Genomic DNA, 21,560 nt, shown 5'->3' with positions numbered 1-21,560 from the left:
CCCTTTCCCGCGGAAAGCGTAATAATTTCCGGGAAATGGATGGGAGAGACCCGATGAAAATCCTGACCTCTGGCCTTGTCGCCATGATGCTTTTGCAACCCGCGCTGGCCCATGCGCAGGGCAATGGCCCCAAGATGAAAGCCGCCGCCCCGCCGCAGGGCACGCTGTTCTGCCCGCCGGGCCTCGCCAAGAAGGGCAATGGCTGCGTGCCGCCCGGTCAGTTGAAACATCGCTATGAGCGCGGCGAACGGATCCGCGGCGATTACGTCGTGATCCGCGACCCCTCGCGTTACCGGCTGGAGCCCGGTTATGAATACTGGAGCTCGGAAGGCTACGTCTACCGGGTCGACCGCGAGACGGGCAAGGTGCTGAACTTCATCGGAGCCGCCGCCGCCCTGCTGGAGTAAGGAGAGCGCGATGCATCGCCGATACGCCCCGCCGCCGCTGCGTCTCTGGCTCGCCGGGGCGCTGGTTTGCGGGGCAACGGCGGCCTTGGCGCAGGACAGTCCGGGCGCCGCGCCCGAGCCCGAACGCGAGTGCCGGACGCTGAAATCCGGCGATACGTTCTGCGCGGTCAGCGTGAACGGTCACACGCGCTGGGTGCTGCAGGGCAAGCTGCGCGAGCGGTTCGAGCCCGGCGACCCGTTCCCGATCTACGAACAGTCGATGATCATGGACCTGAACCGCTACGACCTGCCCCCGGTGGACGGGCCGTGGCGCTATTACATCTTCGAGAACGTGATCTACAAGGTCTCGTCCGAGACCGGGACCGTGATCGAAAAGGTCAAACGCCACTACCGGCGTTAACCCTATTCCGCCGCCACCTTGATCCCGAGCATCGGCGCGAGGTAGCGCCCGGTGTGGCTCGCGGGATTTGCGGCGACCTCTTCGGGCGTGCCCTCGGCCACGATCTGCCCGCCGCCATCGCCGCCCTCGGGGCCGATGTCGATGATCCAGTCGGCAGTCTTGATGACATCGAGGTTATGCTCGATCACCACCACGGTATTGCCCTGCTCGACCAGAGAATGCAGCACTTCCAAGAGCTTGCGCACATCTTCGAAATGCAGGCCCGTGGTCGGTTCATCGAGGATATAGAGCGTGCGGCCGGTGGCGCGGCGGCTCAGTTCCTTCGACAGTTTGACGCGCTGCGCCTCACCACCCGAAAGCGTCGTCGCCTGCTGGCCGACCTTCACATAGCCCAGACCGACCTCGTTCAGCGCGTCCATCTTCTCGCGGATCGAGGGCACGGCCTTGAAGAATTCCTGCGCGTCCTCGGCCGTCATTTCAAGGACGTCTGCAATTGATTTACCCTTAAACTTTACCTCCAGCGTCTCGCGGTTGTAGCGATGCCCCTTGCAGGTTTCGCAGGTCACATAGACATCGGGGAGGAAGTGCATCTCGATCTTGATGACGCCGTCGCCCTGACAGGCCTCGCAACGGCCACCCTTGACGTTGAAGCTGAACCGCCCCGGCTTGTAGCCGCGCGCCTGCGCCTCGGGCAGGCCCGCGAACCAGTCGCGGATGGGGGTAAAGGCACCCGTGTAGGTCGCCGGGTTTGACCGCGGCGTGCGCCCGATCGGGCGCTGGTCGATGTCGATCACCTTGTCCAGATGTTCGAGCCCGCGAATGGTTTCGCACGGCGCGGGCGTCTGGCGCGCGCCGTTCAGCCGCAGGCTCGCCGTCTTGAACAGGGTCTCGATCGTCAGCGTCGACTTGCCCCCGCCCGAAACGCCCGTAACGCAGACAAATTTGCCCAGCGGAAACTCGGCGGTGACGTTTTTCAGGTTGTTGCCGGTCGCGCCCTCGACGCGCAGCACCTTACCATTGCCGGGGCGGCGGGTGGCGGGCACGGCAATCTCGCGCGTGCCCGAGAGGTATTGCCCAGTGAGGCTCGCGGGGTCGGCGGCAATCTCGCCGGGCGTGCCGCGCGCGACGATCTGCCCGCCATGCACGCCCGCGCCCGGGCCGATGTCGAACACGTAATCGGCATGGCGGATCGCATCCTCGTCATGCTCGACCACGATCACGGTATTGCCCTGATCGCGCAGGTTTTTCAGCGTCTGCAACAGCCGGTCATTGTCACGCTGATGCAGCCCGATCGAGGGTTCATCGAGCACGTAAAGCACCCCCGTCAGCCCCGAGCCGATCTGCGAGGCCAACCGGATGCGCTGGCTTTCGCCGCCCGACAACGTGCCCGCCGCGCGGCTGAGCGTCAGGTAATCGAGCCCGACATTCACAAGGAATCCAAGGCGTTCGCGGATTTCCTTGACGATAGCCTGGGCGATCTCGGCCTTTTGCTTGGTCAGATGCGCGGGCACCTCCGAGATCCAGGCATAGGCCTCCTTAATCGACATCTCGACGACCTGCCCCACATGCAGCCCGCCGATCTTGACCGCCAGCGCCTCGGGCTTCAGACGGTAGCCCGAACAGGCGCCGCAGGGGCGGTTGTTCTGATAGCGCTCCATCTCTTCGCGCGACCAAGCGCTGTCGGTTTCGCGATAGCGCCGCTCCATGTTCGGGATCACGCCCTCGAAGGTGCGGCTGACCTCGTAGACGCGGCCACCCTCGTCGAAACGGAACTTGATTTCCTCTTCGCCAGAGCCTTGCAGGAACAGCTGTTGGACCGCTTCGGGCAGCTTTTTCCAGGGCGTCTTGGGGTCGAACCCATAATGCTTGGCCAGCGCCTGGATGGTCTGAGTGATATAGGGCGATTTCGAGCGCGCCCAGGGCGCCAGCGCGCCCGCGGTCAGCGACAGGGAGGTGTCGGGCACCACCAGCCGCTCGTCAAAGAACAGCTCAACGCCCAACCCGTCGCAGACCGGACAGGCGCCAAACGGCGCGTTGAAGGAAAACAGCCGCGGCTCGATCTCGGGGATGGTGAAGCCCGAGACGGGACAGGCGAAATTCTCGGAAAACGTGATGCGCTCGGGCTCGCCTTCGGAGGGCGCCGTCTCGAAAATCGCGATGCCGTCGGCAAGGTCGAGCGCAGTGCGGAAACTGTCGGCCAGCCGCGTCTCCATCCCCTCGCGCACCACGATACGGTCGACGACCACGTCGATGTTGTGGCGGAATTTCTTGTCGAGGACGGGCGGTTCCTCCAGCTCGTAGAAACTGCCGTTGACCTTCACGCGCTGGAAGCCCTGCTTGCGCAGCTCATTGAATTCCTTGCGGTATTCACCCTTGCGATCACGCACGATCGGGGCCAGCAGATAGCCGCGCGTGCCCTCCGGCATGGCGCTCACCCGGTCGACCATGTCCTGCACCTGCTGCGCCTCGATCGGCAGGCCGGTGGCGGGGCTGAAGGGGGTGCCGGCGCGGGCAAACAACAGCCGCAGGTAGTCGTAAATCTCGGTCACCGTGCCCACGGTCGAGCGCGGGTTCTTCGAGGTGGTCTTCTGCTCGATGGAAATCGCGGGGCTGAGCCCCGAGATATGGTCGACATCGGGCTTGCCCATCTGGTCGAGGAACTGGCGCGCATAGGCCGAGAGGCTCTCGACATAACGGCGCTGGCCCTCGGCATAGATCGTGTCGAAGGCGAGGCTCGATTTGCCCGAGCCGGAAAGCCCGGTGATCACCACGAACTGATCGCGCGGAATATCGAGGTCCACGTTCTTCAGATTATGCTCGCGCGCGCCGCGCACTTCGATGAACTTCTGTTCCGCCATGCCAACCCCCGTTCGACAGGTTCTAGATAGGGGAAGGGCGGCGAGTCTCCAATCGAAATGTGCGAACGAAGCGGGAACTTTCGTCACTTCCGCGCCCTGCCCGCCCAAGGTGCAGGCAAAAAGCCGCGCAAGGCATCAGTCATTCGCTTTTCTGAATGTATTTCCAAACGCGCCTCTTGATTTAAATGCTGCATCTGCCACATGAGGGGAAAGCGCCCGCGACGATTGGGCGCAATGAACGCGAAAGGGCTAAGCGATGTTCAACTTCCTGCGGGCGGCCGGCCCGGGTGGTGCGGGTGTGCAGCGGATCTCGGCAAAGGATGCGGTCGCGCGTCACGCGGCGGGCGAGCTGGTCGTGATCGACGTGCGCGACGGGATGGAGCTGCGTCAGGGCAAGGCGGCGGGCGCGCTGCATGTGCCGCTGATGGCGCTCAAGATGAAATGCGATCCGGCGAGCCCGGAATGCCTCAAGGAGCTGTCGCCGGAGACGCCGGTTGCGCTCTATTGCGCATCGGGCGCGCGCAGCCAGGGGGCGGCGCAGATGCTGGCGCAGATGGGCTACAAAGAGGTCTATAACCTCGGCGGGCTTTACGACTGGTATCAGGCGGGCGGCGCCGTCGAGCGCGGCTGAGGCCGGAAAAACGGGGGCGCTGCCCCCATGAAAAAGGGGCCTGAGCGGCCCCTTTTTGCATTCCCCCGGCGTATTTTCGCCAAGAAGAAATCAGATGTGCAGCGCGCGCCCATAGGCGTTCAGCACCGATTCATGCATCATTTCCGAGAGCGTCGGATGCGGGAAGACGGTGTTCATCAGGTCTTCCTCGACGGTTTCCAGCGTGCGGCCGATCACATAGCCCTGGATCATCTCGGTCACCTCAGCGCCGACCATATGCGCGCCCAGAAGCTCACCGGTTTTCGCATCGAACACGGTTTTCACCAAGCCTTCGGGCTCGCCAAGCGCGATCGCCTTGCCGTTGCCAATGAAGGGGAAGCGGCCGACCTTGACCTGATAGCCCGCCTCTTTCGCCTTGGCTTCGGTCATGCCAACCGAGGCGACCTGCGGGTGGCAATAGGTGCAGCCCGCGATCGAGCCGGGTTTGATCGGGTGGGCGTGCTTGCCCGCGATCACTTCGGCCACCATCACGCCTTCATGGCTGGCCTTGTGGGCAAGCCAAGGCGCGCCGGCGATGTCGCCGATGGCATAAAGCCCATCGACGCCGGTGCGGCAGAATTCATCGACAACGACATGGGTGCGGTCGATTTTCACGCCGAGCGCCTCGAGGCCCAGCCCCTCGACATTGCCGACGATGCCCACCGCCGAGATCACCGTGTCGAACTCTTCGGTGACGGTCTTGCCGCCGGCTTCGAGATGCGCGGTGACCTTGCCCTTGGCGCGGTCGAGCTTGGTGACCGTGGTCTTTTCGCGGATCTTCATGCCCTGCTTTTCGAACTGCTTCTTGGCGAAGGCCGATATCTCGGCGTCTTCGACGGGCAGGACGCGGTCCATCACCTCGACGACCGTGGTGTCGGCGCCCAAGGTATTGAAGAAGCTGGCGAATTCGATACCGATCGCGCCCGAACCGATAACCAGCAGTTTTTTGGGCATGCGGCTCGGCACCAGCGCGTGCTTGTAGGTCCAGACCAGATCGCCATCGGCCTCAAGGCCCGGCAGTTCACGCGCCCGCGCGCCGGTTGCCAGCACGATGGCCTTCGCGCTCAGCTCCTCGGTGCCCTTGTCGGTCTTGACCGAAACCTTGCCCTTGGCCGGGATCGTCGCGGCGCCCATGAAGACGGTGATCTTGTTCTTTTTCATCAGGTGACCGATGCCGCCGGAAAGCTGCTTGGCCACGCCGCGCGAACGCTGCACGACCGCGTCGAGGTCATAGCCGATCTTGTCCGCCGAGAGGCCGAAATCCTTGGCGCGCTCCATCAGGTGGAACACCTCGGCCGAGCGCAGGAGCGCCTTGGTCGGGATACAGCCCCAGTTCAGGCAGATACCGCCCAGATGCTCGCGCTCGACGATGGCGACATTCAGCCCAAGCTGCGCGCCCCGGATCGCGGCCACATAGCCCCCCGGGCCTGCGCCAATAACGATCATATCGAAGCTTTTCTCGGTCATGGGATCCTCCGCCTAAAAACTAGTTTGGCATTAAACTATTTTTTTCAGCACTTCAATCAGAAACCTCCTGCAGCGCTTTTCCATAGCCGCCCTCGGCAAGAAACCGCTCTTCGTCGCGGCCCGTCTCGCGGCCGAGCGCGCGGTTGCGCCAGGGGAAATGACCGAACCGCGCGATCACCGCGCGATGGGCGCGGGCGTGGCGCAGGTTGTCGCCGGGCAGGCGCGTCGAGAACAGCGCGATGGCATAATCCTGATCGGCCAGCTCCTCGGAATGCATGAAGGGCAGGTAGAAGAACTGCTTGAGCGGCGGTGCGATGCTTGCGTCCTGCCCTGCCTCGATCGCGGATCGCGCGACCTCGCGCGCCTGCGCATCGGTGGCGAAGCTTTCGGCGCCATCGCGGAACATGTTGCGGGGGAACTGATCGAGCAGGATCACCAGCGCGAGCGCGCCCTCTGGTGTCGCGCGCCAATCCTCAAGCGCCCCGCCCCGCGCCTCTTGCCAGAGCGCCAGAAAGCGATCGCGGATTGCGGCGTCCAGCACCCCGTCCGAGGCATACCAGCGCTTGGCACCGACCTCATGTTCCCAATAGTCCAGCAGCGTCTGTGGCGTTTCCATGCGATCCTCCCTCAAAGCTCCATGCTGCGCTTCGAGGGATCAGATTGCAACCTCAGGGCGCGGAAGGCTCGGGCGTGTCCTCTTGCGCGGCCTCCAGCGCGAGCTCGACGGCAAGCGTTGTCGCCGCTGGCGAAAGCACCGCAAAGGCCCCGGTCTCTTCGGGCGGCACCGACGGGCGGCGCGTCATCCGCCAGCCTGCATAGCCCGCCAGCCCCGCGCTCAGCACGCCGAGGAACAGGAAGAACCCGTTCGACCCGGTCGCGCCCATCAGCCAGCCGGTCAGGATCGGGCCGGTCACCGCCCCCACCCCGTTGATGAACATCAACCCCGCCGAGGCCGCCGGCATGTCCGAGAGCTCAAGGAAGTCGTTGGTATAGGCCAGGAGCAGCGAATAGAGCGGGTTCGCGACGCCGCCCATCAGCGCGCCGGCAAAGAGGATCACGCCAAAGGGCGGGTCCAGCGCCACCACTGCGAACATCGCCACCGCACCGAGGGCCGAAAGCGCGAGGATCAGGACGCGCCGGTCCATCCGGTCCGACAGCCAGCCGATCGGATATTGCGCGACCAGCCCGCCGATATAGATCGCGGCGACGAAGGACGAAATCTCGCGCACGCCGAGGCCGACGCTCGTGCCCCAGACCGAGGCCATGGCGAAAAGCGCCGAAAATATCCCGCCCATCAGGAAGATGCCGACACAGCCCAGCGGCGAGGCGCGAAACAGCCGCGCGAAGCTCATCCGCTCGATCGTATCAAAGCGCGGCGCGGGGCTCGCCGACAGCAGGATCGGCGTGAAGGCGATCGACACCAGCACCGAGGGGATCACGAACAGGAACCACCCCGCCGGATCGCCCACGTTCAGCAGGAATTGCGCGGCGGTGATGCCGACCATCTGCATGATCATATAGGCCGAGAGCGCGCGCCCACGCGTCGCATTGGTCGAGGAGGCGTTCAGCCAGCTCTCGGCGGTGATATAGACCCCCGAGAAACAGAACCCGATCAACAGCCGCAGCGCCGTCCACGCATACCAGTTCGGCGCGGCGGCATAGAGGATCAGCACCGCCGAGATCAGTGATCCGAGCGCCGCGAAGACCCGCACATGGCCCACCCGCGCGATCATCCCCGGCACCATGCGCGAGCCGAACAGGAAGCCTGCGAAATAGGCCGACATCACCAGCGACATGTGGAAGGTGTCGATGCCCTCGATCTCGCCCCGAATCCCCAGGAGCGTGCCCTGCATCCCATTGCCGACCATCAGCAAAAGGATGCCCAGCAACAGCGCCCAGGATTGTTTGAGAACGTCGATCATAACCGCGAGCCTTACAGGTCAAAGAGGCCACGTCTACCCCCGCCGCGACGGCAGGAACAGGCTGATACCGACATCACGGGATCAGAAGCGACGCGTCACCATAGGAAAAGAACCGATAGCCGTTGGCCACGGCATGGGAATAGATGCGGCGGATGCGGTCCTGCCCCATCAGCGCCGAAACCAGCATCAAGAGCGTCGATTTCGGCAGATGGAAATTGGTCATCAGCGCGTCGGCCACGTGGAAGGTGAAGCCCGGGTAGATGAAGATATCGGTCGTGCCCTCGAAAGGCGCGATCTGCCCGCTGCGCGCGGCCGTCTCGATCAGCCGCAGCGCCGTGGTGCCGACCGGAATGACCCGCCCTCCGGCGGCCTTGGTGGCGGCGATCTCGGCGGCGGCAGCGGCGCTGACCTCGCCCCATTCGGCATGCATATTATGGGTGGTCACGTCCTCGACCTTGACCGGCAGGAAGGTGCCCGCGCCGACATGCAGCGTGACCTCGGTGAAGGTGACGCCTTTTTCATGCAGTTTTTCCAGAAGTTCCGGCGTGAAATGCAGGCTCGCGGTGGGGGCCGCCACGGCGCCCGAATGGCGCGCGAAAACGGTCTGGTAATCGGATTTGTCGGCCTCGTCGGGGGCGCGCAGCGCGGCGATATAGGGCGGCAAGGGCATCGCGCCCGCCTCGGCCAGCGCCACGTCGAAATCCTCGCCCGCGAGGTTGAAGGCGATGCGCATCTGGCCTGCCTCGATCGCGCGCACCTCAGCCGAGAGCGCCGGCGAGAACACGATCTCCTCCCCTTCGCGGAGCTTGCGCAGGGGCTTTGCCAGCGCGCTCCATTCGCCCCCCGGCGCGGGCTCCAGCAGCGTCACCTCGACCTTGGCCACCACCTCGCCCTGCGCGCTCTGGCGCGTGCGCGTGCCCGCCAGCCGCGCCGGGATCACCTTGGTGTTGTTCAACACCAGCCGGTCGCCCGGACGCAGGATATCGACCAGGTCGTGCACATGGCGATCGGTGATCGCATCGCCCTCGGCCAGCAACAGCCGCGCCGCGTCGCGCGGGCGCGCCGGGCGCGTCGCAATCAGCCCTTCGGGCAGGTGAAAATCGAAATCGTCCAGTTTCATTCTTGGGCCAGTGGCGGAGGGTCGCGGCGGAAAATCTCGCGGAACATGCCCGGCGTGAACAGCGAGAACGGGTTCACAGTGACGACCGGGGCAAGCTGCGTGCCGGTCAGCGTGTAGTTGAAGCCGAACAGCCCCTCGCCGCGCCGGGTCAGCACCTGCCCGATGCCATTGACCAGATAGAATGGCGACACCACGCCCTGCATGTCGATCTTTCCACTCGCGGGATAGAAATTGCCGGTCATCGTGACCCCCATCGAGGCCCCGACCGCGTCGCCCCTTCTGATCTGAACCCCCTGATCGGTCAAGAGGAACCGCCCCGAGACCTCGGAGAACAGGATGCCGTCGCCATTCAACTGCTCGACCAGCCCGATCACCGAGGCCGCCCCCAGCATCGTCGCCAGCACCGGCGCATCCTTGACGCGGAAATCGGTCATCTTGAGCTTGCCGTCGTAATCGTTTGCCCCGACCGGCAGCAAGGTCAGGTCGAGCGTGCCGCCGCGACCCCGGTCGAACACCCCGGCCGAGCGCAACACCCGCCCGGCATCGTCCGACAGCACCCGCACCGCCGCCCGGCCGTTTTCGGCAGGCGCCACCGTGCCACGGAGCGGACCGCGCCCGTTCACCTCGCCCGTGAACTTGCCATTCATGCCGCCGCGCGTGCTGAACGTGCCCTGCACATCGGTCAGCTGGATCGAGTCGCTCACCCGCAGCCCGTCGAGCGAAACCGTGATCTGCCCCGCGTCGCCCTGCCCGCTGGCCGCACCACCACCGGGGAAATTGCGCAGATCGAACTGCCCACCGGTCACGACGACATCCGGGGCCGCATTGCCGCGCCCGATCAGCTCCGCGCTGCCCGAGAACCAGCTGCCGATATCGAGCTCCGAGAAGCGCGCGCGCTCCAGCCCGCCTTCGGGCAACAGGCTCAGCGCGCCTTCGGCCTTCAGCCCGGGCCCAGCAAAGGACAGCCGCTCGACGCTGGCGGGCGCCCCCAGCGCGCCGTCAAGTTCGAGCCGCGCGGTTGTGCCCTTGCCAAGCGCCCAGCCGATCTGCGGCAGCGCAAGGCCGATCCCCTCCAGCCGGCTCGTCAGGCGGTAGCGCGTCGGCGCCTCGCTGGACAGATCGAGATGCAGATCGGCCCAGCCCTCGCCCGACACCATCCCCTGCGGCATGCGGATCTCGAAAGCATCCAGCGCCGCCTGGCTCAGCAAAAGCCGCCCATCGACCTGCGAGCGCCCCTTGGCCTCGGCGGCAAGCGGTTGGCGCCATTCGGCCTCGAAGGGCACCTCCGAGAGCGTCCCCGCCCCCGCAATCGACAGCGTCTCGCGATCCGCGCGCAGGTCGAGCTGCGACGCGCGCAGCTCCCGCCCCGGCACGACCTGATCCGAGGTGACATCGGTCAGCCGCGCCGCCACCTCGAAGACGACATCCTCGGGCGCGAGATGTTCCGCCAGCGGCAGGTGCAGAATGGTCAGCGCCTCGGCCCAGCCCTGTGCCAGATCGGTCGGTCGGCCCGCCTTGGTCAGAAACTCGAAGGGTGGCTGATCAAGCAGCGACAGCGCCGCCGGGATCGGCGAGCGGGTGCGCAGGTTGACCACCGCCGGGGCGGGCTTGATGCGCAGGTCGGGCACGACCAGCACCGTGTCGGCCACCTCGACCTTGCCCCCCGAGGGCGGCACGACATGTCCCTCCTCGACCATCAGCCCGTGGCGATGCCCGAAAATCGCGGCGAAGCCGCGGCCCTCCTGCACCTTGGGCAGGGTGCGCAGCACCTGCACCTCGGCACCGCGAAACTCGTAGTTCAGCGCCAGTTCCGGGTCCTGCTTCGGCCGCGTGCGCAGCGCCGCGCGCACATTGCGCAGCTCGCCCGTCGAGACGTTCTGCGCGACCCAGTCGCGGGTCTTGGGCACGACGAAGGTCGGCCAGAGCTGAATCAGGCGCTCGGAGCTGACCTGGTTGATGCGGCTGTCGACGGCAACCTGCCAGCCCTCGGGCAGAACCCGTGCGGTGCCGGTCGCGGTCAGCCGCGTGTCGCCATCCAGAAGCTGCATCTGCCCGATTTCCAGCGCGAAAGGATCGAAGCTCAGCCGCAGATCCACCGCGCCGCCGGTAAAGATCGCGGGCGCCTCGAACAACCCCTCGGGGTCAAGCTGCAGATCGGCGATCTCGACCTGCCCGATCACCTGCCGCGGCAGCCCGCCTTGCAGATCACGCAGCAACGTCTGCCCCGAGGCCCGCAGCCGCAGCGCGCGACTGTCGAAGCTCAGGTCGGTAAAGCGCATCTGCCCGGCCTGCGGATCGTATTCGAGATAGACCTTGGCGCCGCGCATCGGCACCTGTTCGACGCGCGGGTCGGGGCGGATCGCGCCCGGGCCGATCTCCAGCACCGCGTTCATCCGCGACAGCCGCCCCTGCCCGTCGATCCCCGAACGCAGCGAGCCCGAGATCGGCGCATCGACCACCTGCAGCGGCGCCAGCGCGGGCGTCTGCACCGCAAGATCGCGCGCATTCACATTGGTCACATTGGCCGAGAAATTCGCCTCAAGCCCGGCTTTCGAGGTGCTGCCGGTGATCGCCACGCGCGCAGGCACCTCGCCCTCGCCGCCGATGCCAAAGGCCAGCAGGATCGAGATTTCGCGCGCATCCTGCGTCAGCGTGACGGCGCCGTCGCGCACGTTCCAGACCCGATCAAGGCGCTGATCGGTCAGCCGGATGCGCAGATCCTCACCCTCGATCCGCTCCAGATCGCGCAGCCCCGGCAGACCGAACAGCCCTTCGAACGCCGCCAGCACCTGCGTCAGCGAGACGCCTTCCATCTCGGCGAAATCGCCACCCGGCCCCAGCTCAAGGTCAAGCCGCCCGTCGGGCAGGCGCGCCAGCGCGACCTCCGCGCCGCGCACCCGGAACGAGCGCGGCACCACCTTGCCGCGCAACAGCGGCTGGGCAAAAAGCGTGGTGCGCAGCTCGGGCAGATGCGCCAGCGGGCGACCATCCGGGCGCATCAAGGTCACCCCGTGAAAGCGGATGCGCGGGCGCACGCCCTCATCGACGATGACATCCGCGCCTTCGACGATCCGAACCCGCATCTGCCCTGCCAACGCCGCGTTCGCGCGGGTCTCGACCTGCGTCACCACCCAGCCCGGCAAGGCGAGCGCGCGATGCGTGACCGCGAGGCCGACAAAAAGCAGAAAGACCAGAATGAACGGCAGGCTGAGCAACATCAGCGGCCCAAAGCGCCCACCCTTGCGGCGCCGTTCCGCCGGACCACCCGGAGCCACCGGGGGCAGGTCCGGGCCAGCCGATGCCTTCGCCCGAACGGGCGCCGCACCGTCGGGTGCGGGCGGTGGCTGTTGCGTGTCGGTCATCCTACCTCGCGGCGCGGGGGTTTTTTCCCTCGTCCCCTTTATTCCCGCCAATGGTGAATTAGTTCTGGTATCGGAGCAAGAGCCAAGGAGACCACGATGATCGCGATCGGCGAAACCGCGCCCGATTTCACCCTGCCCGCAACCGGCCCCGATGGCGAGGCGCCGCTGACGCTCTCGGCGCTGCGCCCCGCCAAGGTAGTGCTCTATTTCTACCCCAAGGACGACACGCCGGGCTGCACCACCGAGGCGCTCGATTTCACCCGCCTCGCCGCCGAGTTCGAGGCCGCGGGCGCCGTGGTCGTGGGGATCTCGAAGGACAGCCTCGCGCGGCATTGCAAGTTCACCGCGAAGCACGGGCTGACGATCCGCCTGGCCTCGGACGAAGAGGGCGATACCTGCGAACGCTATGGCGTGTGGCGCGAGAAATCCATGTACGGCAAGACCTTCATGGGGATCGAGCGTTCGACCGTGGTGATCGACGGCACCGGCAAGGTCGCCGCGCATTGGACCAAGGTCAAGGTGGCGGGCCATGCCGAAGAGGTTCTGGAGAAGGTGCGACAGATCGTCTGACCCATTGCTCAGCCCTTTGGAAACTCGGCGGAAAATCGCTGATTTTGCGGCCCCGAACCCTGTCGTTTTGGACGGTTCGGGGCATTTTCGGTTGCACGGTAGCGCGCCCGGTTGCTAAGTCCTGACACGCGCCGCCTTCGGGTGCCTTCGGGCCTGGGCGCGTCACGCGCGGGGAGGAGGCCTCGTGCCCTCGTAACCGACACAGGACCCAGCCCGTGCCCAAGCGCCTTGTGAATCGCGTCAACTCCAGCCTCGAACGTTGGCTGCCCGAGCAGCGCCTGTTCATCAAATCCGACGATGCCACGCGGTTCATCCGGCTGCGGCCCCTGACCCAGGCCGGGTTGCTGGCGGCGGGGGTCATGCTGTTCACCTGGTCGGCGGTGGCCTCGTCGCTGCTGTTCATTTCGGGGCTTTCGGCGGGCTCAGGCGACCAGTCCGTGGTTGCAACCGCCGCCTTCGAAGATCGCCTCGTGACGCTTTCGCAAGAACGCGACCAGCGCGCGCAAGAAGCGCAGAAGGCGCAGGAGCGTTTCCAGATCGCACTTGGCGAGGTGTCCAAGATGCAATCGCAGCTGCTGGCCTCGGAAGAGCGCCGCCGCGAGCTGGAAACCGGCATCCGCGTCATCCAGACGACACTGAAACGCACCATGACCGAACGCGACGGCGCGCGCGAGCAGGTTGCGGCGCTGTCGGAAGGCAAGGCCAGGACCCCAGGCGCCGCCCCTGCCGCATCGGTGGAAATGGAACGCACGCTCGCGCTTCTGTCCGAAACGCTGGGCGCCACTGCGAAGGAACGCGACGCCGCCAGCGCCGAAGCACAAGACGCGCGCAACATGGCCGAGGAGATCGCGCTGGAGAAACGCCTGCTCGAAGAGCGCAACGACGAGATTTTCTCGACGCTCGAAGGCGCGGTTCAGGTCTCGATGGAGCCGCTCGACAAGATGTTCCGCAATGTCGGCATGAGCCCCGACAAGATCATCGGCCAGATCCGCCGCGGCTATTCGGGCACCGGCGGGCCGCTCGCGGCGATCTCGCTGTCGTCGAAGGGCGCGATCGACGCCGCGGGCGATCTTGATCGCGCCAGCGGTATCCTTGGCCGTCTCGACGAAATGAACATGTACCGCATGGCCGTCGACAAGATGCCCTTCGCCCTGCCCGTCCATCGGGGCCAGTTCCGCTTTACCTCGCCCTTCGGGCAACGCTGGGGGCGGCTGCATGCGGGCGTCGATCTTGCCGGCCCCGTGGGCACCCCGATCTATGCGCCCGCCGATGGCGTCGTGATCAAGGCCGGGCGGGAATCCGGCTATGGCAACATGATCCGCATTCAGCACGAATTCGGCATCAAAACCATCTATGGCCACCTTTCGCGCATCCGCGTGAAGCCCGGTCAAAAAGTCTCGCGCGGGCAGCGGATCGGTGATATGGGAAACACCGGCCGCTCCACCGGTCCGCATCTGCACTATGAGATCCGGATGGGCGATAAACCAATCAACCCGATGAAATTCATCAAGGCTGGACAAGATGTTTTCTAAGAGCAAAATCCACGAGCCCGGCCCGAAGGCCACCACCGAAAACAAAGACGCCGCCGCCGAAGCTAAACCGGTTCCGGCGCGCACGGGCGCTGACTTCATGCCCTCGACGCCGCGCGCGAAACCCGCCGCCTCGGTGCTGTCGTCCGACCTGACGGTCGTCGGCAACATCAAGACCACCGGCGACGTGCAGATCGAAGGCACGCTCGAAGGCGATATCCGCGCCCATCTGCTGACCGTCGGCGAAGGCGCGACCATCCGCGGCGAGATCGTCGCCGATGACGTCGTCGTCAATGGCCGCGTCGTGGGCCGCGTGCGCGGCCTCAAGGTGCGCCTGACCTCGACCGCCAAGGTCGAAGGCGACATCATCCACAAGACCATCGCGATTGAATCGGGCGCCCATTTCGAGGGCTCGGTGCAGCGTCAGGACGACCCGCTGGGCAACGGCGGCGCACCGCGTGCGCTGACCCCGCCGCCGGCCACCGACGACAAGGCCGGCGCCTGAGGCAAGGCTTCGCGAGAATAATCAAAGGGCGGCCCTCGGGCCGCCCTTTCGCATTCCGGCGCGCGTGTCGGCGCTATTTGGTGAGCTGGCGATACATGTGCCAACTGGCATGGCCGAGCACCGGCAGCACGATGAACAGCCCCAGGAAGCCCGGCAGCATCCCGAGGAACAGCAGCCCCGAGATCACCGCCGCCCAGATCGCCATCGAGGCCGGGTTCGCCGCCACCGCCTTGAACGAGGTGATGATCGCGGTGATGAAATCGATATCGCGTTCGAGCAGCAAAGGCAGCCCGACCACGGTAAACGAGAACAGGACCGCCGCGAAAGCCCCGCCGACCGCCGAACCAAAGGCCAGCATCGCCAGCCCGTTCGCGCTCAGCAGCACATCGACGGGCGAGGTATTTCCGCTAAACGCCTTGGTTCCCAGAAACAACGCGAAGCTGGTATGGGCGATGAAGATCCAGAACATGAAAAGCAGCAAGATCACCACCGCGATCGACGGGATCTGCCGGTCCTTTTGCGCGATGCAGCAGCCGATGATCTCGCGCCAGACGAGGCTCTCGCCCGCCTCGAGCCGGCGGCTGACCTCATAGAGCCCGATCGCCGCGAAGGGTGCCAGCAGCGGGAAGCCGAGGATGAAGGGCATCAGCCACCATTCCTCGCCACGCGCGGCGAACACCCCCCAGAGCACCAGACCGCCCAACACATAAAACCCTGAAAAAAAGAGGCCAAAGGCCGGGGCGCGGCGAAAATCCTGCCAACCCGCTTCCAGCACCGCGCGAATGGTGCCGACCTTCATATCCTTGACTTCGGGGATTGCCGAGGGCTCCGACGGCCGCTCGATCACATCATCCATGATACCCTCCCAAGTATCCTAACGCGTTCGGGGGCCCGTCATGATGCGCGCCAGCCCTCCCAAGCCGCGACGCGATGAACCGCCCGGACGCAGCATGGGCGGCGCGGGCTGGGCTTGGCAAGAATTTCCCTCGCCGCAGCGCAGCAGGGCGCGCGCAGCATAAACCGGGGACAGGAACCGAAGGGGGAGGAGGCGCGCTCAGAGTCGCGCGGTGATTTCGGCCAGCAGGTCTTCGACGGGGGCGGTGCCGCTCTGCACCAGAACCGGCACCGGCTGTGCATCGAGCCAGGCCCGATGCCGGATCAGCGAGCGACCGCGGGAATAGGCGTCTTCATAGCTCGCCGCCCAGTCGAGGAATTGCTTGTGCACCAGCGCCATATCGCCGCCGGGCTTGATCCGGTCGCCAAAGCGCTCCGCCTCGCGGCGGCGGATACGCGCGAGCCGCACGGGCATCGGGGCGCGCAGAAACACGATCAGCGACGCCTCGGCCAGCACCGCATCGCCCCAGCCGTCGGCCGAACCCGAAATCACCCAGCCGTCGCCCGGATGCGCAGCCAGATCGGTTTCGAGCAAGGCCAGCCGCTCGGCCTTGGGGCGTTTTTCCGTGAAGGGTGGCTCGCTCGGCAGCCAGTCGTAATCGTCGGTGTCGAAATGAGGAACGCCCAGCCGTTCAGCCAGCGCCCGCCCCAGCGACGAGCACCCCGTTCCAGCGGCGCCGGTAATGTAGACCCGCGCCGCCATCCGATCAGTCCCCCGCCTGTGCGTCGGCGCGTGACTTGCCCGCGACATCCATCGCGAGCGTCGCCGCCATCAGCCCGTCAAGGTCGCCATCAAGCACCCCTTGCGTGTCCGAGGTTTCAAACCCGGTGCGCAGATCCTTCACCATCTGGTAGGGCTGCAGCACGTAAGACCGGATCTGGTTGCCCCAGCCTGCCTCGCCCTTGGCCTCGTGGGCCTCGTTGATCGCGGCGTTGCGACGGTCGAGCTCCATCTGGTAGAGGCGCGATTTCAGCGCGTTCATCGCGATCTCGCGGTTCTGGTGCTGCGACTTCATCGAGGAGGTCACGACGATATTGGTCGGGATGTGGGTGATCCGCACCGCCGAGTCGGTGGTGTTCACGTGCTGGCCGCCCGCGCCCGAAGACCGGTAGGTGTCGATGCGGATTTCCGAGGGGTTGATGACGATGTCGATATTGTCGTCGACCACCGGATAGACCCAGACCGAACAGAACGAAGTATGCCGGCGCGCCGCCGAATCGTAGGGCGAGATCCGCACCAGCCGGTGCACGCCCGATTCCGATTTCAGCCAGCCATAGGCATTGGGGCCCGAAATCTTGTAGGTCGCCGATTTGATGCCCGCCTCTTCGCCGGGGGTCTCGGCCTCAAGCTCCACGTCATAGCCCTTTTTCTCGGCCCAGCGGACATACATCCGCGCGAGAATCGAGGCCCAGTCGCAGCTTTCCGTGCCGCCCGCGCCCGAGTGGATCTCAAGGTAGGTGTCGTTGCCATCGGCCTCGCCATCAAGCAGTGCCTCAAGCTCCTTGGCGGCGGCCTCCTCGCGCAGCGCCTTCAGCGCGGCCTCGGCCTCCTTGACGATATCGGCATCGTCTTCCATCTCGCCCAGCTCGATCAGGTCGACATTGTCGGTCAGCTCGCGCGAGATGCGCTGATAGGTTTCGTATTTGTCCATCAGCGTCTGACGCTCGCGCATCAGCTTTTGCGCGCGGGCCGGATCGTCCCACAGCGTGGGGTCCTCGATCATCGCGTTGAATTCCTCGATCCGGTGCGGCGCGGTCTCCACGTCGAGGCGCTGGCCCAAGAGGCTCAGCGACTTGCGAATCTGTTCAACGATGCTCTGCGTCTCGGCGCGCATGGGATGTCCTTGTCTGGCTTTGGCCGGGTGATACGAAAAACCGCCCGCCCCCGCAAGCGGGCAGGCGCGACCGGGGCGCCTGCGCTAGTAAAGCCCGCCCGATGACATGGAGCCAAAGTCGGCTTTTTTCGGGATCACCTTCTTCTGACCCGTCGAGGTGGTGATCGAGGTGGTCTCGTCGCTCTCGCCCTGCCCGAACAGCGGCAGGTTCGCCCCCATCGCAAAACCACCGTCGATGATCATGCCGAGGCCCACCAGATCCTGACCGTCCTTGAGATACTCGGCCACGACATGCTCGCCCACGGCGTCGCCGGGCAGATGCTCGCCGGTGTAGCGGTTGATCTTGACCCAGTGCCCGCCCGGCGGCACGCGGAACTCGGAGCCGCCGAATTTCTTCACCGCCTCTTTCATGAAGGCGTTGAAGACGGGCACGCAGAGCGTGCCGCCATAGGCGCCGCGCCCCAGCGAGCGGGGATTGTCGAAGCCCATGTAGCAGCCCGCGACGATATTCGAGGTGAAGCCGATGAACCACACGTCCTTGGCGTCATTGGTGGTGCCGGTCTTGCCGGCGACGGGCACCGGCAGGTCGACCCGCGAGCCCGAGCCGCGCTTGACCACGCCTTCCATCATCGAGGTCAGCTGATAGGCGGTGATCGCATCCATCACGCGCTCGCGGTTGGTCTGGATGCGCGGGCCCTGCCCCTCGGGCAGGTTCGGCTCGGCGCAATCGAGGCAGCTACGCTGATCGTGGCGATAGATGGTGCGGCCAAAACGGTCCTGCACGCGGTCGACGAGCGTCGGTTCGACCCGCTCGCCGCCATTGGCGAACATCGCATAGGCCGCGACCATGCGGAACATCGTGGTTTCCTGCGCGCCCAGCGAGTTGGCGAGGAAGGTCTTCATCGGGCTGTAGACGCCGAAACGCTCGGCATAACCCGCGACCGTGTCCATGCCGATTTCCTGCGCGATACGGATCGTCATCAGGTTCCGCGACTGCTCGATGCCGGTGCGCACGGGCGTCGGCCCGTAGAACTTGTTCGAGGCGTTCTTGGGCCGCCACAGGCCCTGCGGCGTGTCGATCTCGATCGGCGCGTCAACGACGATAGTGGCGGGGCTGAAGCCCGAATCCATCGCGGCGGCATAGACGAAGGGCTTGAAGGACGACCCCGGCTGGCGCATCGCCTGCGTCGTGCGGTTGAACACCGAGGCCTGATAGCTGAAGCCACCTTGCATCGCGATCACACGGCCGGTGTTGACGTCCATCGCCATGAAGGCGCCCTGCACTTCGGGCACCTGGCGCAGGCTCCAGCGCTGGAAGGCCCCCTCCTTGTCGGTCAGGGCGCGCACCAGCACCACCTCGCCACGGGCGAGCAGATCTGCGGGGGTCTTGGCCTTGGGGCCGAGCTTGCCGTCGTCCTGCAGCTTGCGCGCCCAGGTCACGTCGGCGGCGGATACCCAATGGCCGTCATTGTCTTCCTCGATGCCTTCGATCCCGATCCGAGCGCCCTGCTCGCCGAGTTGCAGCACGACAGCCGGATACCAGCCCGGAATGTCGCGCGGCGCCTTGTCGACCGGGACTTCCGCCAGGGCCCCGCGCCAGCTTGCCTCGTCACTGAGCTTGTCGGCCTCGATCATGGCTCCGGTGCCGCGCCAGACGCCCTGGTTGCGGTCGTAATCCTCAAGCGCCTCGCGCAGCGCCATGCCCGCCTCGTCCTGCATCGCCGGATCGACGGTGGCGCGAATGGTCAGGCCGCCACCAAAGAATTCCTCTTCACCGAAGCTGCGCGAGAGCTGGCGGCGGATTTCGTCGGTGAAATAGTCGCGCGGCGGCAGCTGATCGCGGAAAGGCGCGTAATCGCCACGCTGCACGGTTTTCAGCGGCGCGGCCTGCTCGGCCTCCATCGTGGCTTGGTCGATGCGCTCATCCTCGAACATCCGGCGCAGCACGTAGTTGCGGCGCGACACGGCGGTGTCGTAGTCGCGCACCGGATGCAGCGCGGCGGGCTTCTTCGGCAGCGCCGCCAGATAGGCCGCCTCGCCCACGCTCAGCTCGGCCAGCGTCTTGTTGAAATAGGTCTGCGCCGCCGCCGCGACGCCGTAAGAATTCTGCCCGAGGTAGATCTCGTTGAGGTAGAGCTCGAGGATGCGATCCTTCGACAGCGCCTCTTCGACGCGGCTCGCCAGCACCAGCTCCTTGATCTTGCGCTCGACCGAGCGGTCCGAGCTGAGCAGGAAGTTCTTCATCACCTGCTGCGTGATCGTCGAGGCCCCGCGCACATTCTCGCCGCGCGATTTCACCGCGTCGATCAGCGCCGAGAGCATACCGCGCGCGTCATAGCCCTTGTGGTGATAGAAGTTCTGATCCTCGGCCGAAACGAAAGCGCCGGTGACGATTTCGGGCATATCCGCGATCGGCACGAAGAGGCGCCGCTCGGTGGCAAACTCGTCGATCAGCCGCCCCTCGCCGCTATAGATCCGCGAGATCGTCTTGGGCATGTATTGCGCAAGCTGCTCGTGGCTGGGCAGGTTGTTGGAATACATGAAGAAAACCGCCCCGATCACCAGCGCGCCAAAAAAGGCGGCGGTCACCAGCCAGGAAAACAGGCCGCCGATCGAAGAGGTGAAGAAACGGATCAAGACGCACTCCCGAGAGGGCCCGCTGCCCCCGATTGCGGATGCGTATACCGCGCGCGTGCGCGAGGGTCAAAACAACTCGCCTCACGTTGGCGAGAAGTTGCGGGGGAAAATTCGGCTTACTGACGCAGAAGCCGCGCTTCCGCAGCGTCACCTTCGGCCCAACCCGAAATCCCCGTGGCGATCGCCCGCACCATCCGCGCGCGCCATTGCGGATCGCGCAGCCGCTCGCGGTCAACCTCGGAGGAGACAAAGCCAAGCTCCAGCAGCACCGAGGGAATATCGGGCGATTTCAGCACCGAGAAATCCGCGCCCTGCACCGGGCGGCGGTGCATCTTGAGCCCCTCGGCCTTGATCGCCCCCGCCAGCACCTGCGCCAGCCGACGCGAACGCGGCTGGGTCTCGGTGCGCGCGAGGTCCATCAGCACATGCGCGACCTCGTCGTCATGGCCCTCAAGGTCGACGCCGGCCAGCAGGTCGGCGCGGTCATGGCGCTCGGCCAGCTTCTGCGAGGCCTCGTCGCTGGCCTCCTCGTCGAGCAGGTACACCGTCGCGCCCGCGACATTCGCCTCGGGCACGATATCCGCATGGAGCGAGAGGAACAGGTCCGCCCCCGCCGCACGCGCCACCGTGACCCGGGTTTCAAGCGGGATGAACACGTCTTCCTCGCGGGTCAGGATCACGCGCAACCCGCCCCGGCGCAGCGCCTCTTTCAACTCGCGCGCAAAGCCCAACACCAGATCCGCCTCGGAGCCGTCGCCCGCATCGGCGCCCGGGTCGATGCCGCCATGGCCCGGATCGAGCACCACCAGAAGCGGCTCGGACCCATCCTGACGCGGGTGCGGAGTATCGACCGGGGCGGGCTGCGGCAGATCCCAGAGCGCGGAATCGGGGGCGCCGATGCGCGGCGCAAACGCACCCGCCGGAACGCCCTCAAGATGCGCCCGGATCACCGCGCCATCCTCGCCTTCGGTCTCTTGCGTGACCGAGACCAGCCGCATCGGCCCGGGCAGCTCCGCCACCAGCCGCGACCAGCCGGGCCGGAACTTGCCCCAGCGCAACCCGCTCAGCCCCTTACCCGAGAGCAACGCCTCGGGCTTTGCCGCGCCGAAATCGACCTCGCGGAAATCCATCACCAGACGCGGCGGCTGATCGAGCAGAAAGGCGCGGTAGGGCACGGGCTGGGTCAGCCCGAGCGTGAGCCAGGTTTCATCGCCCGAGGCCTCGACGCGGCTTTCTTCGGGGCGCAGATAGGCCAGCGCGGACAGATCCTGCGCCGCCACACCGCCCAGCGACGCCCAGCCCGTGACCACAAGGGCCGCAATCCTCGATAACCAGCGTGTCATGCCCGATCCCGCCTGTTGTTTTCGCCACTATAGCGGGGCGCGGGGCTTAGCGAAAGCCGCGG

At 65.9% G+C, this 21,560-nt stretch carries 17 protein-coding genes; 6 read left to right on the top strand and 11 right to left on the bottom strand.

All coding sequences use genetic code 11. The features are described 5' to 3' along the window. Positions 1-53: 53 nt before the first annotated feature. Complete coding sequence (locus CLN94_RS04000; protein WP_245845071.1) at positions 54-407, top strand: excinuclease ABC subunit A; 354 nt, start codon at positions 54-56, stop codon at positions 405-407. A 10-nt stretch (positions 408-417) separates the two neighbouring features. After that, entirely contained in the window at positions 418-807 is a 390-nt protein-coding gene (locus tag CLN94_RS03995) for a hypothetical protein (protein ID WP_096431349.1), read from the top strand. 2 nt (positions 808-809) lie between these two features. Here CLN94_RS03995 and uvrA read toward each other — a convergent pair whose 3' ends face one another. Next, a complete protein-coding gene (gene uvrA, locus CLN94_RS03990) occupies positions 810-3,665 on the bottom strand; it encodes an excinuclease ABC subunit UvrA (RefSeq protein ID WP_096431347.1) in 2,856 nt (951 codons plus the stop codon). A 256-nt stretch (positions 3,666-3,921) separates the two neighbouring features. On the opposite strand from uvrA, the gene CLN94_RS03985 reads away from it, so the two are divergent. Further along, the gene (locus CLN94_RS03985; protein ID WP_096431345.1) at positions 3,922-4,296 is read left to right on the top strand and encodes a rhodanese-like domain-containing protein; all 375 of its coding nucleotides are present in this window, start codon (positions 3,922-3,924) and stop codon (positions 4,294-4,296) included. A 90-nt stretch (positions 4,297-4,386) separates the two neighbouring features. Here CLN94_RS03985 and lpdA read toward each other — a convergent pair whose 3' ends face one another. The 5 genes from lpdA to CLN94_RS03960 all read right to left on the bottom strand — a co-directional run bounded on the left by lpdA (position 4,387) and on the right by CLN94_RS03960 (position 12,185). After that, positions 4,387-5,781: a dihydrolipoyl dehydrogenase gene (gene lpdA / locus CLN94_RS03980; protein ID WP_096431343.1), complete on the bottom strand. Its 1,395-nt coding sequence runs from the start codon at positions 5,779-5,781 to the stop codon at positions 4,387-4,389. A 52-nt stretch (positions 5,782-5,833) separates the two neighbouring features. After that, positions 5,834-6,397 (bottom strand): DUF924 family protein, encoded by a 564-nt coding sequence (locus CLN94_RS03975; RefSeq protein ID WP_096431341.1) that lies wholly within the window; start codon positions 6,395-6,397, stop codon positions 5,834-5,836. A gap of 52 nt (positions 6,398-6,449) precedes the next feature. Then, positions 6,450-7,703 (bottom strand): MFS transporter, encoded by a 1,254-nt coding sequence (locus CLN94_RS03970; RefSeq protein ID WP_096431339.1) that lies wholly within the window; start codon positions 7,701-7,703, stop codon positions 6,450-6,452. 73 nt (positions 7,704-7,776) lie between these two features. Further along, the gene (gene queA, locus CLN94_RS03965; protein ID WP_096431337.1) at positions 7,777-8,823 is read right to left on the bottom strand and encodes a tRNA preQ1(34) S-adenosylmethionine ribosyltransferase-isomerase QueA; all 1,047 of its coding nucleotides are present in this window, start codon (positions 8,821-8,823) and stop codon (positions 7,777-7,779) included. Next, a complete protein-coding gene (locus CLN94_RS03960) occupies positions 8,820-12,185 on the bottom strand; it encodes an AsmA-like C-terminal region-containing protein (RefSeq protein WP_096431335.1) in 3,366 nt (1,121 codons plus the stop codon). Before CLN94_RS03960 ends, queA begins: the two co-directional genes overlap by 4 nt. 96 nt (positions 12,186-12,281) lie before the next feature. Here CLN94_RS03960 and CLN94_RS03955 point away from each other — a divergent pair, with 96 nt between their 5' ends. The 3 genes from CLN94_RS03955 to CLN94_RS03945 all read left to right on the top strand — a co-directional run bounded on the left by CLN94_RS03955 (position 12,282) and on the right by CLN94_RS03945 (position 14,789). Next, positions 12,282-12,755, top strand: coding sequence for a peroxiredoxin (locus CLN94_RS03955; RefSeq protein WP_096431333.1), 474 nt, complete (start codon positions 12,282-12,284; stop codon positions 12,753-12,755). Between the two features lie 215 nt (positions 12,756-12,970). Continuing rightward, positions 12,971-14,287, top strand: coding sequence for a M23 family metallopeptidase (locus tag CLN94_RS03950; protein ID WP_096431331.1), 1,317 nt, complete (start codon positions 12,971-12,973; stop codon positions 14,285-14,287). Beyond that, positions 14,277-14,789, top strand: coding sequence for a bactofilin family protein (locus CLN94_RS03945; RefSeq protein ID WP_096431329.1), 513 nt, complete (start codon positions 14,277-14,279; stop codon positions 14,787-14,789). Before CLN94_RS03950 ends, CLN94_RS03945 begins: the two co-directional genes overlap by 11 nt. A gap of 73 nt (positions 14,790-14,862) precedes the next feature. Here the strand turns inward: CLN94_RS03945 and CLN94_RS03940 are convergent, their stop codons facing one another. The 5 genes from CLN94_RS03940 to CLN94_RS03920 form a co-directional block, all read right to left on the bottom strand. Then, a complete protein-coding gene (locus CLN94_RS03940; RefSeq protein ID WP_096431327.1) occupies positions 14,863-15,645 on the bottom strand; it encodes a DUF2189 domain-containing protein in 783 nt (260 codons plus the stop codon). A gap of 198 nt (positions 15,646-15,843) precedes the next feature. Beyond that, positions 15,844-16,386 (bottom strand): AAA family ATPase, encoded by a 543-nt coding sequence (locus CLN94_RS03935; protein ID WP_096431325.1) that lies wholly within the window; start codon positions 16,384-16,386, stop codon positions 15,844-15,846. 4 nt (positions 16,387-16,390) lie between these two features. After that, entirely contained in the window at positions 16,391-17,518 is a 1,128-nt protein-coding gene (gene prfB / locus CLN94_RS03930) for a peptide chain release factor 2 (protein ID WP_096431323.1), read from the bottom strand. An 84-nt stretch (positions 17,519-17,602) separates the two neighbouring features. Next, positions 17,603-20,155, bottom strand: coding sequence for a penicillin-binding protein 1A (locus tag CLN94_RS03925; protein ID WP_096431321.1), 2,553 nt, complete (start codon positions 20,153-20,155; stop codon positions 17,603-17,605). A gap of 116 nt (positions 20,156-20,271) precedes the next feature. Further along, positions 20,272-21,498, bottom strand: coding sequence for an N-acetylmuramoyl-L-alanine amidase (locus CLN94_RS03920; RefSeq protein WP_096431319.1), 1,227 nt, complete (start codon positions 21,496-21,498; stop codon positions 20,272-20,274). Between the last annotated feature and the right edge of the window lie 62 nt (positions 21,499-21,560).

The sequence above is a fragment of the Pseudothioclava arenosa genome (assembly GCF_002358085.1).
GTDB classification, from domain to species: domain Bacteria; phylum Pseudomonadota; class Alphaproteobacteria; order Rhodobacterales; family Rhodobacteraceae; genus Pseudothioclava; species Pseudothioclava arenosa.
This window is presented reverse-complemented; position numbering and strand designations above follow the sequence as displayed.